This is a genomic window from Desulfovibrio sp. (assembly GCF_035644575.1).
Taxonomy (GTDB): domain Bacteria; phylum Desulfobacterota; class Desulfovibrionia; order Desulfovibrionales; family Desulfovibrionaceae; genus Desulfovibrio.
In genome coordinates this window covers 23,780-40,552 of sequence record NZ_DASQOG010000055.1, presented here as the reverse complement: position 1 = coordinate 40,552, position 16,773 = coordinate 23,780, and the positions used below count along the sequence as shown (strand labels likewise).

11 protein-coding genes and 1 tRNA gene are annotated in these 16,773 nt (G+C 60.2%); 8 read left to right on the top strand and 4 right to left on the bottom strand.

The window, feature by feature from the left end; translation table 11 throughout:
• A partial coding sequence (locus tag VEZ52_RS02680) for an HU family DNA-binding protein (RefSeq protein WP_324835422.1) occupies positions 1-259 on the top strand: 259 nt, incomplete at its 5' end.
• Between the two features lie 131 nt (positions 260-390).
• Positions 391-480: transfer RNA gene (locus VEZ52_RS02675), tRNA-Ser, on the top strand.
• A gap of 62 nt (positions 481-542) precedes the next feature.
• Here the strand turns inward: VEZ52_RS02675 and VEZ52_RS02670 are convergent.
• From VEZ52_RS02670 to VEZ52_RS02660, 3 genes are all read right to left on the bottom strand, one after another.
• The gene (locus VEZ52_RS02670; protein WP_324835421.1) at positions 543-2,183 is read right to left on the bottom strand and encodes a glycosyltransferase; all 1,641 of its coding nucleotides are present in this window, start codon (positions 2,181-2,183) and stop codon (positions 543-545) included.
• 447 nt (positions 2,184-2,630) lie between these two features.
• Positions 2,631-4,115, bottom strand: coding sequence for an L-serine ammonia-lyase (locus VEZ52_RS02665; protein ID WP_324835420.1), 1,485 nt, complete (start codon positions 4,113-4,115; stop codon positions 2,631-2,633).
• Between the two features lie 38 nt (positions 4,116-4,153).
• Positions 4,154-5,881: a dipeptidase gene (locus tag VEZ52_RS02660; RefSeq protein ID WP_324835419.1), complete on the bottom strand. Its 1,728-nt coding sequence runs from the start codon at positions 5,879-5,881 to the stop codon at positions 4,154-4,156.
• A gap of 367 nt (positions 5,882-6,248) precedes the next feature.
• On the opposite strand from VEZ52_RS02660, the gene VEZ52_RS02655 reads away from it, so the two are divergent.
• Positions 6,249-9,065 carry an FAD-binding and (Fe-S)-binding domain-containing protein gene (locus tag VEZ52_RS02655; RefSeq protein ID WP_324835418.1) on the top strand — a complete coding sequence of 939 codons (2,817 nt, stop codon included), beginning with the start codon at positions 6,249-6,251 and terminating at the stop codon, positions 9,063-9,065.
• Positions 9,066-9,152: 87 nt separating this feature from the next.
• Here VEZ52_RS02655 and mutL read toward each other — a convergent pair whose 3' ends face one another.
• Positions 9,153-11,171 carry a DNA mismatch repair endonuclease MutL gene (gene mutL, locus VEZ52_RS02650; protein ID WP_324835417.1) on the bottom strand — a complete coding sequence of 673 codons (2,019 nt, stop codon included), beginning with the start codon at positions 11,169-11,171 and terminating at the stop codon, positions 9,153-9,155.
• Positions 11,172-11,363: 192 nt separating this feature from the next.
• On the opposite strand from mutL, the gene VEZ52_RS02645 reads away from it, so the two are divergent.
• The 5 genes from VEZ52_RS02645 (at position 11,364) to VEZ52_RS02625 (ending at position 16,729) form a co-directional block, all read left to right on the top strand.
• On the top strand, positions 11,364-11,669 hold the full coding sequence (locus tag VEZ52_RS02645; protein ID WP_051135428.1) for a hypothetical protein: 306 nt from the start codon (positions 11,364-11,366) through the stop codon (positions 11,667-11,669).
• Between the two features lie 363 nt (positions 11,670-12,032).
• Entirely contained in the window at positions 12,033-12,803 is a 771-nt protein-coding gene (locus VEZ52_RS02640; protein WP_324835416.1) for a DeoR/GlpR family DNA-binding transcription regulator, read from the top strand.
• Positions 12,804-12,840: 37 nt separating this feature from the next.
• The gene (locus tag VEZ52_RS02635) at positions 12,841-14,172 is read left to right on the top strand and encodes a four-carbon acid sugar kinase family protein (RefSeq protein ID WP_324835415.1); all 1,332 of its coding nucleotides are present in this window, start codon (positions 12,841-12,843) and stop codon (positions 14,170-14,172) included.
• A gap of 48 nt (positions 14,173-14,220) precedes the next feature.
• Positions 14,221-15,216, top strand: coding sequence for a 4-hydroxythreonine-4-phosphate dehydrogenase PdxA (gene pdxA, locus VEZ52_RS02630; RefSeq protein ID WP_324835414.1), 996 nt, complete (start codon positions 14,221-14,223; stop codon positions 15,214-15,216).
• Positions 15,217-15,367: 151 nt separating this feature from the next.
• The gene (locus VEZ52_RS02625; RefSeq protein WP_298997888.1) at positions 15,368-16,729 is read left to right on the top strand and encodes a gluconate:H+ symporter; all 1,362 of its coding nucleotides are present in this window, start codon (positions 15,368-15,370) and stop codon (positions 16,727-16,729) included.
• The last annotated feature ends 44 nt before the right edge of the window (positions 16,730-16,773 follow it).

Sequence of the window (16,773 nt, the reverse complement as noted above, 5' to 3'; positions counted from 1 at the left end):
CGTAGAAAAGATCCATGCCAAAGCCGGCCTGCCCACCAAGGCCAAAGCCGAAGAAGCTCTTGACGCCGTGGTGGCCTCGCTGCGCGAAGCCCTGGCCTCTGGCGAATCCGTGACCTTCACCGGTTTCGGCAGCTTCAAGGTGGTTGAGCGCGCCGCCCGCAAGGGTCGCAACCCCCGCACCGGCAAGGAAATCACCATTCCTGCCAGCAAGGTTGCCAAGTTCACGCCCGGCAAGGGCCTGAAAGACGCCATTAAGTAAGTGGCGTAGCGACACATTTTTTCGGCGGCGCTATTGCCTTCACACAGGGTAATCGCGCCGTCGATATTTTCTCCCGCCATGTACGCGGCATTTTAGCCGCCTCTGCATAAAGCCGGAGAAAACACCCCTGCGGAGGGGTGGCAGAGCGGTTGATCGCGGCGGTCTTGAAAACCGTTGAAGGTGTGAGCCTTCCGGGGGTTCAAATCCCTCCCCCTCCGCCAGGTTTTTCAGCAAGTTATTGCACTCAAAAGGCGACCCCTGTTCGGGATCGCCTTTTGACGTTTTAGATAATGCGGCGGCGCAACAGAGGATCCGCAGCAACAGCAAAAGCGTCTTCTCTTCCGGCAGACCGGGCCAGTTCATACGCCTGCGAGGCTTCGGCAAGCCCGTCATCAAGAAGAAAAGTATTCAGGCAGGCCGTGGCGTAAGCCAGACTGGAGCGCCAGTCCTCCGGCGCGTCAAGGCTGATCTGCGCCTTGTAATCGAGCGCCAAGGAATAAAATGGCGTTTTATCCGTGCATTGCGCCATTTTTTGTACCCACTGGCGGGCGCTTTCATCCCCGGTGATGAACTGCTGCGCCATCTGGGCCATCTCAAAGGCTGTCTCCGGGCAGTGCCGCGTTCTGTCAAAATGAAATCCCGGCTGACAGATGCGCCCGGTGCCTGCAAGTATATCGGCCCAGACAAGGCAGGCCTCAAAGAGGTCTCGCGGAACTGGAAGGTCAGGGCAACGATGCCGCTGTTGCTCGAAGCAGGTCAGGAACAACGGCAACTCACCCAGGCGGAGCGCCGCCACGGCGCAGGCGGTTTGCAGATCAAAGGAGCGTTCGCCGTCATTCGGACGGGAGCTGCTGTCATCAGCTTCCAAAATCATGACAAGCAAGCTCCGTGCGTGTTCCAGCTGCCCGCTTTCCACAAGCAGACGCAGGCGCATGGCCTGCACATCCGGATACGGGGGCAGGTGCTCAAGCAGAGCGCCCAGCGCGGGGAGATGCTTTTCATAAGCGGGATTTGAGCGCGCCCACTGAATGCAGGCCAAGGCAAAGACGCGCTCAGCAGTACTGTGATCCATTGCCTGCGCCGCAAGAGAAGGAAGCATGCCCATGAGCATGGCAGTCCGGTGCTCGTGAAGATGGCTCTTCAACACCCGCTGCTGGGCTGCTTTGCCGATTTTCTCTGCAATGGCCGGACGCGCAGCCAGAAAGGAAAGAAGATCGTCCAGCTCGAGAGCATGCTTATATGTCAGGACCTCACTGCCAGGCTCAAAATTGACCGCCAAATCTTCGCCAATGTCTTCGGTGAGCACACAACAACCGCAGGAAGCACCTTCCATGATACGGAAGTTGAATTCCCGGCAAATGGATTCATTAGGCAGTGTGCGGGTGTCGTCATACAAAGCCAGCATGTCCTGAAAAGAAAGAATGCAGGGGACGACACCATGCCGCTGCTCCAGCAACTGCGCAAAACGGAAACGCTGGAGCCGATTCTGATCGATACGCCCTACGAACGAGGCCGCATGACTGCGCGCGCCATGAGGACGCCACTGACGGGCAGAGCCTGGAATGGCAAGACTGCGTACGTCCCGCAGCCTCCATTCCCCTGGCATTGCGGCGAACAGGCTTTTATGGGGTGTAAGCACCACATCAAATAGCCTCCCGTACCATCGCTGCCAGAAAAGATTGAGATGACTGTCTACCGCCCAAAATATCTTGGGGCAGCCCAGCTCGGCCAAACCGCTCAAAAAAATCCTGCGGCCGATATGCTCCATCTGGATGACCACATCCGGCCGAAAGATTCCTCCTTCTGACGAAGAATCTTCCAATAACCGTTGCACAGGCACAATACCGGCGGCATCAAGATTAACTCTCCGCACATTGTGCCCTGGCATTTCCCCAAGGTCGTAATCAATCAACAGAATATTCATACACCTTTGCAGCCGGGTTGATATCTGACAAAAAATCTGAATCCCGTGACTGCGCGCAGAAGCTCATTCAGCAATCTGCGGCATATGGAGATTCCTGCCCTGCGCCACCGTAATGCACTTTCCTTTCAGACGCTATCATTCATTACTGCAGCTGCATTCCACAAGTGAAACATCGCAATTTGAAGTCTGGACTGGAATGTGGTCTACGCCGTGGCGCAAACGCACATTGAAGACTTTGCGGAATTTGGCCGCGAGATCAGCGCATGGGTGAAAGCACGGGGCTGAATGCTGCCGCTACCGTCCGCCTGAGTCAGCTGCCCCCAAGTTGAATTTTATTTTCTAGCAAAAACACGGCCCGTTTCTGAACAGGGATAGCAGTCTTACGTGCTAACCTGCGCAAAAACGGGCCGTTGACGCTGCCCATAGGGCAAAAGACATTTAAATTTTCTAGCACCCCTGCGTATAGAACAAGGCCAGCCCGCCGCGCGCGGTTTCGCGGTAGTCGTCCTTCATGTCGCGGCCTGTCTGGTTCATGGTGCGGATGCAGAGATCAAGCCCCACAGGGTGCTTGGTGCCCTGCCCTGTGCGGGCCATCATCCAGGCGTTCCACGACTTCACGGAGCTCATGGCATTGCGCGAAATACAGGGAATCTGCACATAGCCGCCCACAGGATCACAGGTCATGCCAAGATGGTGCTCCAACGCAAATTCCGCCGCGTTTTCCACCACATCGGGCGTTTCGCCCATGACCTGCGACAGCATGGCCGCCGCCATACTTGAGGCGGAACCGATCTCGCCCTGACAGCCCACATCCGCGCCCGCCACACTGGCATGTCGCTTGATGAGCGTACCCACCATGGAGGCCACCAGCAGGCCGTCCACAAGGTCAGCCTCTGTTTTGCCGCGCTCCTTGATGAGCATGTGCACCACCGCAGGCATAACCCCTGCGGAACCCGCCGTGGGCGCGGTCACAATGGGGTGGCCCATGGCGTTTTCTTCCGACCCGGCCTGCCCGTAGGCCGACAGCCGCGCCGCAAAGGCATCGGCTGGCTCCGGCGAGCTGGCGGCCTGTTCCAGCATGAGCTTGGCCCGGCGCTCCAGACCAAACGGCCCCTTGAGTTTGCCTTCCAGCCCAAGGCCCGTGGCGGCGCAGCTGTCCATCACATGGATGATGCGCTGCGCGCCCTGCCGGATGTTCTGTTCCGACTGCCCGGTGATGGCCATTTCGTTTTCCAGCATAATGAGCGGGATGCTCTTGCCCGTGTTCTTCACGATTTCAAGTAAACCATTCATCGAATCAAAGGCATGCACGGGCTTGCCTTTATCCGGGGCCTTCCAGCCCTTCCACTGCAAAAATCCGCCGCCCACGGAATAGTATTCGCGCGAGGCAAGCTGCTTGCCCTTGCCCAACAACTCAATGATCAGCACGTTGCTGAACGGAGCCTCGATGGTGCCCTGCTCAAAGATCACGTCCGAATCCTTGAGCGGAATCCGGGCCGGGCCAAGTACCACCGTGCGGGTGTCGTCCGGTTTTACAAAAAGGTTGTCCAGAAATTCGGCCTTGCATTCATCGGGCTTTTGCCCAAGCAGACCCGCCGCCACGGCGCGGTCAGTGCCGTGCCCCTTGCCCGTAGCCGAAAGGCTGCCGTACAGGTGCACCTTGACGGCATCCGCTTGGGCAAGCTGCTCCTGCGGCAACTGGGCGCACAAATGGATAAAATCATTGCCTGCCGACATGGGTGCAATGGTGTGTGAGCTGGAGGGGCCAGGGCCGATCTTGAACATCTCGAACACGGTCACATCAATGGGATTGGCGCACACGGAGCCAGGCTTCCACAGGGGGTCAAAGCCTGCCCACGTGAGTGAGGGCAAGCACAGGCCCGCGCCCGTCACAGCCATTGATTGCAGAAAACGCCGACGATTACAGTGCATACACGCACCCTCCTGAGTTATCTGGCAGATTGCGAAGCCTACTGCCGGGGCTTTTTGTACGAGACAGGGCCGGTGGAATAGTTGGTGCGGGGCAGCCAGGCATCGGGATAGCCGATGTTCTGGGCCATTTTGTCCGGGCTGTTGAGAAAGCCCTGACAGTGCCGCGCCACCAGTTGGGGGAAAAATTCCCGCCAGTCGCGCAACGCGCCCTCTGCCTGCACCCGCAGGGCCTTGGCAAAGGCGGTCTGAGCCTGCGCCGGGGATGACGCTGCCTTGGGGGCCAACTCCTTTTGCAGCGAGGCCACGCGGGCAGCAAAGGCGGCTTCCATGCTGGCGGCTCTGGTCTGAATCTCCTGAGAAATCAGGTCGTAACGAATATTGGCGTAATCGCTCACCAGGGAATAGGCCCACCATGCGGAATCATTGGCAAAGCGGCGGGTGTCGCCCTGTTCGTAGCCTGCGGGCATGGGGGCGACCGCCAGCGGCACAAAAACAGATTCTGCCGCCGGAGCGAGCGCAACCCAGCACACCAGCGCGAGAGGCTCCGGCACATCGGGCCGATACTGCGCAATGGTCGTGTAGCCCACATAGTACATGCCCATGGGCCGTTCCCACGCGCCTTCAAGCTTGGTGGTCGGGCTCACGTCGCCGCTGGGGTCCTTGGGACCGATAATGCGGTTGGGATTGCCAAACGGCCCCGCCGCAACGCCCTTGGTGAGGTCGAATTCCGTACCTTCGTAATGGTCGCGGTGCATGCGCTTGATGTCGTCCAGGCTCAGCAGCTTGTCCGGCTTGACGGAAAAGGGATAGGCCCGTGTTGCGCCGTTTTCAACCCATGCGGGCAGCTTCAGCGAAGGAGCCGCCAGAGAGAGCGCCCGCCACACGCGCCGCAGCGAATAGTAGGGGTGGTTATATTCGCCATCGCTCACGGTGGTCAGCCAGTCCAGCGGCTTGGACGCATCCTTGGGGCTGCGCATGTTGTACTTGTCCACCGTGGCAAACAGGCTTTTGCCGTACATCTGATCGGGGTTGCCGGGCGTGATGTCGCGGATGCGAAATTCGTTGGCCGCCACAAAAAACTGGCCGTCCGGCACGCGCTGGGCCACCCACAGACCGCCGGTTCCCGCCGGGGAGGGTGCCATCTCCATAACCCAGGCTTCGTTTTTGTCGGCAACGGGCAGGGTTTCGCCCGTTCCGTAGTAGCCATACTGCTCAATGAGCGCGCCCATCAGCTCAATGGCCTCGCGGGCGGTTTTGCAGCGTTCCAGCGCCACGCGCGCCAGCTCGGACGAATAGAAAATGCGCTTGCCCGGCTCTGCCGTGCAGGTATTGTGCGCCCCATCCGTGCATTCGCCAAACATGAGGCCATGCTCGTTCATGATGGCGTAGTTGCCGTCAATATAGGCAAAGGTGTGCCGCACCTGAGGGATAAAACCGATGGCAATCGTACGCGGCGTATCCGGGTGGTTATAGCCCGGCGCACGTTTGGGGTCTGAAAGGCGGGGAACAAGAAAGGTATTGGTGGCGGGATTTTCCTTCACCGCCACGGCGGAATCGTACACAGGCCGCAGTGCGCCTTCCGGCCAGTCGCGGGCGGGTACGTACACAATGGACTGGTCGTTGAGATCATTGTCGTCAGAATGGCTTACCATCACGGAGCCGTCGGCGCTGGCCCCCCTGGTGACAATAAAGGTGGTGCAGGCAAGGGCCGCCTGGGGCAGCAGCAGGGCCAGAGAAACACAGCATAAGACGATCAGCCGCTTCATGGAACCTCCATAAAAAATCAGACCGCAACATCCCGCATGCTCAAACCGATACGCACAAATGCCAGCCACCCCAGCGGCAGGCGCTGGAATGCTGTACATCAAATCAGCAAACTGTTTTTCTTTTTTGTAACGCAGGGGCGACAGAGGCACAAGGATTGCGCAGGTCGAAGTGCTTTTTGAATGTAAAACAGTAGCAATCCGAGCCGAGAATTGTTATTGGTAATCTATTGTCATCTCCAGATCAGCACACCCCGCATTTGCAGAAATGCCGGGGTTCCCGTCCAGGTTTCAACGGCAGCAATTCCCCGCCCAGCGCTGTTTCAGGCGCCCACCCAATGACGGCATGAACCGCCACGGAGGTTTGTCCATGCTTGCTTCTCCCTACAAAGAATTCAAAGAAGCCCTTCTGGACTTTATTCCCAAAGACCGCATCCATACTGATCCTCTGCGTCTGCTGGCATACGGCACTGACGCCAGCGTGTACCGCCTGATCCCCAAGATCGTGGTGGACGTGCTGGACGAGGCCGAAGTGGTGCAACTGGTGGCCCTGGCAGACCGCATGCGCGTACCCGTGACCTTTCGCGCCGCAGGCACCAGCCTGTCCGGTCAGGCGGTGTCCGATTCCGTCCTTGTGCGCATAGGCAAGGGCTGGCGCAACTGGCGCGTGGGTGAAAACGCCGAGCGCATCACCCTGCAACCCGGCATCATCGGCTCAGGGGCCAACAAAATTCTGGCGGAATTTGGCAAAAAAATCGGGCCTGACCCGGCCTCCATCGACAGTTGCTTTATCGGCGGCATCTTTGCCAACAATGCCAGCGGCATGTGCTGCGGCACCTCCGACAACTCCTATAAGACCGTTGTTTCCTCGCGCATGGTGCTGGCAGACGGCACCATGCTGGACACGGCGGATGCCAAAAGCCGCGCCGCCTTTGCCAGAACACACGCCCATATTCTCAACGGACTTGCCGACCTGCGCAAACAGATCATGGACAATCCCGAGCTTGCCGACCGCATCCGCCGCAAGTTCAAGATCAAGAACACCACAGGCTACAGCCTCAACGCTCTGGTGGATTACGAAGATCCCTTTGAAATCTTGCAGCACGTCATGGTCGGCTCCGAAGGCACGCTGGGCTTTATCGCCGAAGTGACCTACCGCACGGTGGAGGAGGCCCCCTTCAAGGCCTCTGCCCTGCTGCTTCTGCCCACGGTCAAGGCCGCCTGTGACCTGGCCTCTGCCGTGGCAACGCTCCCCGTTGCGGCTGCGGAACTTATGGACAGGGCATCCCTGCGCTCGGTGGAAGGCACCCCCGGCCTGCCCGAGGGGCTGGAAACCCTGGACGACGACGTCTGTTCCCTGCTGGTGGAGACCCGCGCCTCCACCCACGAACAGCTTGAAAAGAACATTGCAACCATCAATGCGGCATTCAGCGACGTGACCTTTGTGCGCCCCTACGCCTTTACCGACAAACCCGAAGAATTCACCAAGCTGTGGCTCATCCGCAAGGGCATTCTGGCCTCGGTGGGCGGCATGCGGCCCGTGGGCACCTCCATTGTTATTGAAGACGTGGCCTTCACCCTCGACAGGCTGGGCGAAGCCGCCAAAGACCTGCAGGATCTTTTTGCCCGCCACGGTTACACGGTGGCCCCGCTCTTCGGCCACGCGCGCGACGGCAACCTGCACTTTGTTTTCTGGCAGGACTTTGGCGCTCCGGCAGAAGTGGCCCGCTACAAGGGCTTCATGGAAGACTTCTGCAAGCTGGTTACGGAAAAATACGATGGTTCGCTCAAGGCGGAGCACGGCACTGGCCGCAATATCGCTCCCTTTGTGGAGCTGGAGTGGGGCAGTCAGGCCTACGCCATCATGAAGAGCATCAAGAGCCTGCTCGACCCCAAGAACATCCTTAACCCCGGCGTGCTACTCAACAGCGATTCGCAGGGGCATCTCAAAAATCTCAAGCCCCTGCACCCCGCCGATGAACTGGTGGACAAGTGCATGGAATGCGGTTTCTGCGAGTCGGTCTGTCCCTCGCGCGACCTGACGCTCACGCCGCGCCAGCGCATCACCGTATACCGGGAAATCTGCCGCCTGCGAGAGGTTGCCCCTGAAAGCAGCGAACTGAAAACGCTGCAAAAGGGCTACGAATATATGGGCAAGGCCACCTGCGCCACAGACAGCCTGTGCCGTCCGCGCTGCCCTGCGGGCGTGGATACGGGCGTTTTCATCAAGAGCCTGCGCAAAAAGGACGCTGGTTCCCTCGGCAAAAGCATTGCCGGAACCATTGCCGACCACTTTGCTGGAACCTGCAAGGCCATGTCCATCGCGCTCAACAGCGTGGACGCCCTGCACCGCGCCCTTGGCACCAGCATCATGCGCGACGGCTCGCGCCTCCTGCGCTGCCTCACCTTCAACAAGGTGCCGCTGTGGAACAAGAACATGCCCAAGGGCGGGCGTTCGGTCTATCTGCCCACCCCTTACTCAGGCAATGCCAAGAAGGTCGTCTACTTCCCCAGCTGCATTGCCCGCAACATGGGCCCCGGCGAAGAACACAGCGACCGCCGTACAGAGCCGGAAGCCGTCATCAGCGTGCTGCTCAAGGGCGGGTATGACGTCATTCTGCCCAACAATCTGGACAAGCTGTGCTGCGGCATGGCCTTTGCCAGCAAGGGCCTCGCTGACGCCGCCCACAAAAAAGAGCAGGAACTGGAAAAAGCCCTGCGGCAGGCCAGCAACAATGGCGAATACCCCGTGCTGTGCGAAACCAGCCCCTGCCTGTTGCACATGAAGCAGACCCTCGACCCCAGCATCAAACTTATGGAACCTGTGCAGTTTATCCTTGAGAACCTCATGGACACGCTCAAGCTCAAAAAGCTGCCCAAGACCGTGGCTCTGCACGCCACCTGCTCCATGCGCAAGATGGGCCTTGAGGGCAAGCTGGAAGAACTGGCCCGCAAGTGCGCCGAAACCGTTGTGGTTCCGGACGGCATCAACTGTTGCGGCTGGGCGGGCGACAGGGGCTTTACGCATCCCGAACTCAACGAGGCCGCGCTCAAGGGCCTGCGTATGCAGGTAAGCACCTGCGAGGTGGGCTATTCCTCCAGCCGCACCTGCCAGATCGGCCTGTCGCTGCACGGCGGCATCCCCTACTATTCCATCGTCTATCTGGTTGACGAAGCCAGCGAATAATCAGCAAAGCGGGCGGTTCTCATGGGAGAACCGCCCGCTGTTTTATCTAAAGGACAAGTAGGGTGCCGTGCCTGACGGCTTTTCTTGTTACGACTGCTTGCGCTTGAACATCTTTTCCAGTTCGGCGGCGTCCCAGCGCAAGACGCAGGGGCGGCCATGCGGGCAATATTCCCGGTCGGGCGTTTCCAGCCACTGTTGCAACAACCCGGCGGCCTCGTCATCCGCAAGGCGTTGCCCGGCCTTGATGGCCCCCTTGCACGACATGGATATGAACATGTCGGCCAGATCATCCTTGCGCCCGGCAAGGGCCTCGCGCAGAAAGTCCCTGGCTTCGGCGCGGGAGAGCACCGGGGGCATGGCATTGACGCGCAGATTGCCGCCGCTGACCTCAAGGGCAAAGCCCAGGGATTCCAGCCGGGGCCGCAGTTCAAAAAAACGTTCCGTTTCAGCGGGGTGCAGAGGCAGATCAAGCGGCAGGGCCAGCAACTGACCAGACCCGGCGAATCCCCCGCGCCGCAGGCGGGCATACAGCACACGCTCGTGCGCCGCATGCTGATCAAGCAGCAGCAACGCGCCGGATGCGTCCCGCAGCACCAGATAGGTCAGCGCCACCTGCCCGAGGTAGGCAAACTGCCCCACGCTCAAGGGCTGGCGTTCCTGAACGGGCGGGAAAATGGCTTCGCTGTGCTCGCCTGCCGTATCCGCAGTCTGATACGGGACAGAATCAGAAGATTGGTGCGCGTAGGCTGAGGCCGCTTCCGCAAGGCCAGAAATATCTTCCGGCGCGGCAACAAACAGGGCGCTTTCCTTCTGCGCGGAGGCTGGCTCATGGGCAGGTGCCGCATCACTCTGAACAGAATCACCCCACCAACTTGTCCCCTTGTCCGGGCCTGCGGCTGATTCGGGCAACCGGGCCTGCCACGAGGAATCCTCGTCCGGCCTGTCGTCCCGCTCCTGCGGCTTGATAAGAGGCGGGTTGTCCAGCCTGCCCCAGAAACCCTGCGGACGCGGGGCTGCTTGTTGGGCAGAGGGAGGCACGGGGCTTTCCGCAGTGTCGCCTTCTGGCGAGTTCGGCCACAGATTTTCAGCCACGTCATAGGAGGTCAGCAACGCCCCCTGCACGGCATGCAGCACAGCGGAAAATACGGCGGATTCATCCCGAAAACGCACTTCAGACTTGGCTGGATGCACGTTCACGTCCACTTCCGCCGGGTCCATCTCCACAAACAGTGCTACCTGCGGATAATCCCGGCTGGTCATGCGGCCCTTGTAGGCCTCGCGCACGGCAGCAAGCAGACGCTTGTCCGTCACCGAGCGGCCATTGACGTAAAACAGCATGCGGTCGCCGCGCGGCTGGCTCACATTGGGCAGGGCGGCCAAACCGCGCACGCGGATACCGTGGCGGGTGCCGTCAAAGGGGCGTAGCGCCTCCACAATCAGCCGGGGCCAGAGCACGCCAAGGCGGTCGGCAAGGCTTTGCCCAGGCAAAAACCGCAGGGCCTCGCGCTCGCCGGAACTCAGGCTCAAGCCCACAGCGGGGCGGGCCAGCGCCAGCCGGGCCAGCCAGTCCTGCGCTCGTTTGAACTCCGTGGATGGGGTCTTTAAAAATTTCAAGCGTGCTGGTATGTTGGAAAAAAGATCACGCACTTCCACCCGCGTTCCCCGGTGCAGGGCCGCCGGGGCGGAAACCGTCAGCAAGCCGTGCTCCACCTCAACCCTGTGCGCCTGTGTCTGGCCGTCCGGGTCAGTCACGGCAGAGGTAATGGAAAAGCGGGAAACCGAAGCAATGCTCGGCAGAGCCTCGCCCCTGAAACCGTAAGAGCTGATGTGCTCAAGGTCAGACAGGCTGGCAATCTTGCTCGTGGCGTGCCGGGTGACGGCCAGTTCCAGATCGGCTGCGGCTATGCCGCACCCGTCGTCCTGCACGCTGATAAGGCTTTGCCCGCCGTTTTCAAGGCAAACGTCGATCTGCGCGGCATCGGCGTCAAGGCTGTTTTCAACCAGCTCCTTGAGCACACTGGCAGGGCGCTCCACCACTTCACCAGCGGCGATCTGATTACGCAACTCAGGCGGAAGCAAACGTATATGACGATGTTTTTCAGACATAGACCCAGTGTATTCGGGCGCGCTCCACAAGGCAAGCGGCCTCGCCTGCGGCGCATGCGCGGCTGCGCGTGGAGAATAAATTCCCGCAGCAGGGCTTGCCTCGGCGCGCGCTGTGCTTATGTATGGAAGACGAGGCTGCGTATGCGCGCGGCCAGGCTTCTGGCATCACGCAAAGCAAGCCGGGAGGTTTCTATGTACAGCAACACACTGAAAGCCATTGCCGAACCGCTGCGCGGCACCCCCGTGCCTGCGGGCTTTGACCCTGAACTGCTCTATGTTGAATGCGCCCGTTGCGGCTCGCCCGTCATGTGGGAGCAGGGCAAGGCCACTCATATCCTCAGTCTGGCGGGCATTGACCCCCTTGAACTCGACTCTTCATGCATGCTGGTCACAGACGGCTGCCCCATGTGCAGCGGCAAAGATCAGTATACGGTACAGATTTTCCGCGTCAGCGGCGATGCGCAGACGCGCCGCCCCCCATTCTTCGGCAACGCATAGCCAGCGCGGGTCTACCCCGCCCGCGTAAACCCTAGCAGAAGGCTGCCGGATCATGTGCCCGGCGGCCTTTTTGCGTTTTGCCGCAGGCAATCAGGCGCACTATCAGCCAGCGTGATTTTCCAGCCCGGAGAGATTCTCCGGGCTTTTTTTGTTGCCCCCGATGGGGGGCCGGAACAACGTGCTCCGCCTGACCTTTCATCAATTAACAAAAAATAACATTTTTCTGATAACATAGATAAAAAGTACGAGTTAAATCCACAAAATCACCCCACCTATCTTGACGATATTCGCCTTCAGGAGCATAACACAAAGCAACAAATTTGAAACAAAATTAACATATACCCGTCACACGCCGGAGCCGCCATGTTGCCAGCAGAACGCCGCAGAGAAATGGCCCGCCTCATCAAAAACCGGGGCGCGGTCAATACCCGCGAACTTGCCGAAGCGCTGGGTATTTCCACTATGACAGTGCGCCGCGACCTCAAGGTGCTGGAAGAGCGCAACCAGCTTGAACTCACCTGGGGCGGGGCCGTGCCTCTGTGTTTTGAAGCCAACGACATCCCCCGCGCCCGCAAGGCCGTTTCCATGCTTGAGGCCAAGCAGGCCATAGCCCGCGCCGCCTGCCAGTTTATCAAGAACGAAGACTTTATTGCCCTGGATGCGGGCACCACCAGCCTTGAGCTGGCCCGCCTGCTGCCCACCCTGCCCCTCACAAGCCTCAGCGTTGTCACGCCTGATCTGGAAATAGCCCTGCTGCTTTCGGGCTGCGACCATCTTTCCGTCTTTCTTTCCGGCGGGCTTATCGACCCCGTCAGCCGCGCCTGCAACGACAGCGATGCAGTAGCCTATCTGCGCGACCTGCGCCTCACCATGGCCTTTGTGGGCACCAACGTGTGGGACGCCCACCACGGCATCACCACCAGCACTTCCGCCAAGATGCATTACAAGCGCCAGCTCATGACCAGCGCCGACAAAACCTTTCTGCTGGCAGACGCGTCCAAGTACGCCAAGTTCAGCCCCTGGCTGGTGGCCGGGGTGGAACGCTTTGACCACATCATCACCGACAGCGGCCTGACCGCCGAAGCCCGGGCCGCCCTGCAAGACGCAGGCGCGCGCCTGTGCCTCGCCGACTAAGCCCGCCGCCGTCACAAAATCACCGGAAGGTGTCTGTATGATCATAGCTGTTATTGCCGACGATTTTACGGGAGCCAACGACAATGGTGCGCTGCTTGCCGCCAAGGGCTTTTCCAGCGCCACCTGCCTGGGCCTTGCCCACTGGAACCCCAAAGAATTTACGCAGTGCGACGCCGTTTGCCTGAATGCCGAGAGCCGCCTTCTGCACCGCGAAGACGCCTATAAAGCGGTGTACGACGCTGTGACCGAATTCAACAAGGAAAAGCCCGCGCTTGTTTCAAAACGCATAGACTCCACCCTGCGCGGCAATGTGGGCGCGGAGCTTGAGGCCGCCATCAAGGCCATGGACGACACCCACGGTCACAGCCAGACCCTGGCCGTGCTTGTGGCGTCCTATCCCCATTCGGGCCGCATCTGCGTGGGCGGATACCAGATCGTGCACGGCGTGCCGCTGGAGCGCTCGCCCATTGCCAAGGACGCCGCCACCCCCGTGCACCACACGGCAGTGCTCAAGATCATCGCCGATCAGACTTCCCTGCCCTGCGGCTTCGTGTCGCTTGAAAAGGTGCTGGCCGGGCCTGCCGCCGTGCGCGAAACCATTGAGGCCGCACGTGCCCAGGGTTGCCGCGCCGTGGTCTGCGATGCCGTGTCGGACGACGACATTGCCGTGATTGCCCAATCGCTGGCCGATGCACCCTATCCGCTGGTGTCGCTTGATCCCGGCCCGTTCACATCGGAGCTTGCCGCAGCGCGCATTGCAGCTCCTCGCGCGGCATTTGAAAACCGCATCTTCCTTACCGTGGGCAGCACCAGCGAACTTACCCGCGTGCAGCTGGAAACCCTGCGTCTGGCCCACCCCTGCCACATCGTGTCCATGAATGTGCGCAAGGTGCTGGCTGGCGAGCCCGAATCACAGGCGGAATGCCGCCGCGTGCTGGAGGCCGTATTTGCCGCGCCCGAAGAAGCCAAGGTTCTTGGCGTGTGCACCGCCACAAGCAAGGAAGACGTTTTCTCCATGCAGGAAATGTCCCAGACCCTCGGCATCGCGCCCAGCGAAATCTCGCGCCGCATCAACATGGCTCTGGCCCATGTGGCTCAGGAAGCCCTGAAGAACGAAAGCCTGCGCATCGGCGGCCTGTACACCTCGGGCGGCGAAGTGACGGTTTCCGTCATGCGTACGCTCAAGGCCGGGGGCTTTTCCGTGCGGGTCATGGTGCTGCCCCTTGCCGTGTACGGCCACATCATCGGCGGCGAACACCCCGACCTGCCCATGATCACCAAGGGCGGCTTTGTGGGCGACAAGGACAGCCTTGTGGAGTGCATGGAATACCTGTTCACCAAGATTTCAAGCCGCAAGCGGCCCGCCTGACAGCTGCGCCGCAGCCAAACAAGTTCATAACCAACAAGGAACAGATAGATGAAACCCCTGATTTGCGCCCCCATGGGCGACCCCGCGGGTGTTGGGCCGGAAATTCTGGCCGCCTCGCTGGCAGATGCTGCCGTCACCGACATGGCCAATGTGCTGGTGGTGGGCAATACCGAGATCATGCGCCGCGCTGCCGCCATCATGAAGGTCAACCTCGACTTCAACGAGGTGGATGCAGATCTCAACGGCTGGCGCGATGGCGCTGCCAACATCATCAACATGGACAACGTGGATCTGGCCTCCTTTGCCTACGGCAAGGTGCAGGCCCCGTGCGGCCAGGCGGCCTTTGAATACATCAAGGCCTCCATTGAGCTGACCATGGCGGGCAAAACCGCCGCCGTGGCTACCACGCCCATCAACAAGGAATCGCTCAAGGCAGCCCACGTGCCCTACATCGGACACACCGAAATCTTTGGCGACCTCACCGACACCAAGGACCCGCTGACCATGTTTCAGGTGCACAGCCTGCGCGTGTTCTTCCTCACCCGGCACCTCTCGCTGATCGACGCCTGCCGCGCCGTCAAAAAAGACCGCCTGCTCGACTACATCGGCCGCTGCACCAGCGCCCTCAAGCTGCTGGGGCTGGAGAATCCGAGCATGGTGGTGGCCGGGCTCAACCCGCACTGCGGCGAACACGGACTCTTTGGCAATGAGGAAGACGCCGAGGTAGTTCCAGCCATTGAAGAAGCGCGCCGTCAGGGCTTTAACGTGCACGGCCCCAACCCGGCGGACTCGGTCTTCCACTTTGCGCTCAAGGGCGCGTGGGACGCCGTGCTTTCGCTCTATCACGACCAGGGACACATAGCGACCAAGATGGTGGACTTTGAACGCACCATCTCCCTTACGCTGGGCATGCCCATTCTGCGCACATCGGTGGACCACGGCACAGCCTTTGACATTGCCGGAACAGGAAAGGTCAGCGCCGTGAGCATGGTGGAAGCCATCCGCCTTGCAGCGGAATACGCGCCCAACTTCAAAAGGGCCTGATTTGCGGCAGAGGATGTGAACTGCGCACCGCATCCGGAGGACGAGCAGAGTAAAACAAGAGAACAAACAGTAAGAGCGTCAACCGTTCCCCCAACTTTTACCGGCGCGGGCACTGCCCGGGCCGTGTCGCAACCACATCACGGAGGTTGAGATGACTGCCGTCCAATCGTTCGGCATCGGCTATTCGATGACCATGCTCTGCATTTCCATCGCCATAGTCATTGTGCTGTGCATCTGCTTCAAAATACACGCCTTTGTGTCCCTGACCGCAGCGAGCCTGTTCCTGGCGCTGACGCACCACATGGAACTGGCCAAGATCGTCATGGCTTTTGAAGGCGGCCTTGGCAAAACGTTGGGCTTTCTTGCGCCCATTCTGGCCCTGGGGGCCATATTGGGCAAACTGATGGAAGTCTCCGGCGCAGCCGAACGGCTGGCGCGGACGCTCATCAACATTCTCGGTCAGTCAAAAGCGCACTGGGCCATGATGGTTGTGGGCTACATCTGCGGTATCCCGGTTTTTCTTCAGGTGGGCATCATTCTGCTGACGCCGCTCATGTTCTCCATCGTCAAGGAATCCAAGCTGCCGCTCATTCAGGTAGGTATGGCCCTTGTGGTGGCCCTGACCACGGTGCACTGCATCGTGCCGCCGCACCCTGCCGCCATGGCCGTTACCGATCTGCTCAAGGCTGACGTGGGCAAGGTTATCTTTTTCGGTCTGTTGGTGGGCCTGCCCGCCGCCAGCATTGCAGGCCCCATCTACGGCAAGTTCATTGCCAAGCGCCTGCCCGCCGTGCCGCTGACCGGCGTTTACGCCAATACTGAACCCCGCAAGGAATCTGAACTGCCGCCCTTTGGCAGCTCGCTCTTCGTCATGCTGCTGCCCCTGCTGCTCATGATCGCCAAGACCGTGGTGGAACTGACCATCGACAAGCAGAATCCGCCGGCCTATATGCCCTACGTGAACTTTATCGGCACGCCCATGATCGCCCTGTTCATTTCCGCAGTGGTGGCCTACATCGTGTTTGGCCTCAAGCGCGGTTTCAACTGGGATCAGCTGGGCCGTTTCAGCGAGCAGGGCATGGCCCCGCTGGCCTCCATCATGCTGGTTATCGGCGCGGCTGGCGCGCTGAACCAGATCATCACCGACAGCGGCGTAGGCGTTGTGCTCAAGCAGGTGCTCACCAGCATCCAGATCAGCCCCCTGATCCTGGCCTGGATTATCGCCATTGCCCTGCGCTTCGCCCTGGGCAGCGCCACTGTGTCCATGATGACCGCCGCCGGGCTTATCCTGCCCGTGCTCAGCAGCAACCCCGGCATTGACCCGGCCCTCATGGCCATTGTCATCGGCGCTGGCGCGACCGGCGCTTCACACGTGACCGACTCCGGCTTCTGGTTCGTCAAGGAATCCCTTGGCATCCCCATGGGTTCCATGTACGCCACCTATACGGCTGGCACTACCATAGCCTCCGTGCTTGGCCTGTTTGGCACGCTGCTGCTCTCCATGTTCCTGTAAGAACTGCTGCGCCGGGGTCTGGTATTTCACAGGCCCCGGCGCTA

Coding starts and splice junctions, on each gene's coding strand:
- VEZ52_RS02670 (WP_324835421.1), bottom strand. CDS start 2,183: ATGAATATTCTGTTGATTGATTACGACCTTGGGGAAATGCCAGGGCAC.
- VEZ52_RS02665 (WP_324835420.1), bottom strand. CDS start 4,115: ATGCACTGTAATCGTCGGCGTTTTCTGCAATCAATGGCTGTGACGGGC.
- VEZ52_RS02660 (WP_324835419.1), bottom strand. CDS start 5,881: ATGAAGCGGCTGATCGTCTTATGCTGTGTTTCTCTGGCCCTGCTGCTG.
- VEZ52_RS02655 (WP_324835418.1), top strand. CDS start 6,249: ATGCTTGCTTCTCCCTACAAAGAATTCAAAGAAGCCCTTCTGGACTTT.
- mutL (WP_324835417.1), bottom strand. CDS start 11,171: ATGTCTGAAAAACATCGTCATATACGTTTGCTTCCGCCTGAGTTGCGT.
- VEZ52_RS02645 (WP_051135428.1), top strand. CDS start 11,364: ATGTACAGCAACACACTGAAAGCCATTGCCGAACCGCTGCGCGGCACC.
- VEZ52_RS02640 (WP_324835416.1), top strand. CDS start 12,033: ATGTTGCCAGCAGAACGCCGCAGAGAAATGGCCCGCCTCATCAAAAAC.
- VEZ52_RS02635 (WP_324835415.1), top strand. CDS start 12,841: ATGATCATAGCTGTTATTGCCGACGATTTTACGGGAGCCAACGACAAT.
- pdxA (WP_324835414.1), top strand. CDS start 14,221: ATGAAACCCCTGATTTGCGCCCCCATGGGCGACCCCGCGGGTGTTGGG.
- VEZ52_RS02625 (WP_298997888.1), top strand. CDS start 15,368: ATGACTGCCGTCCAATCGTTCGGCATCGGCTATTCGATGACCATGCTC.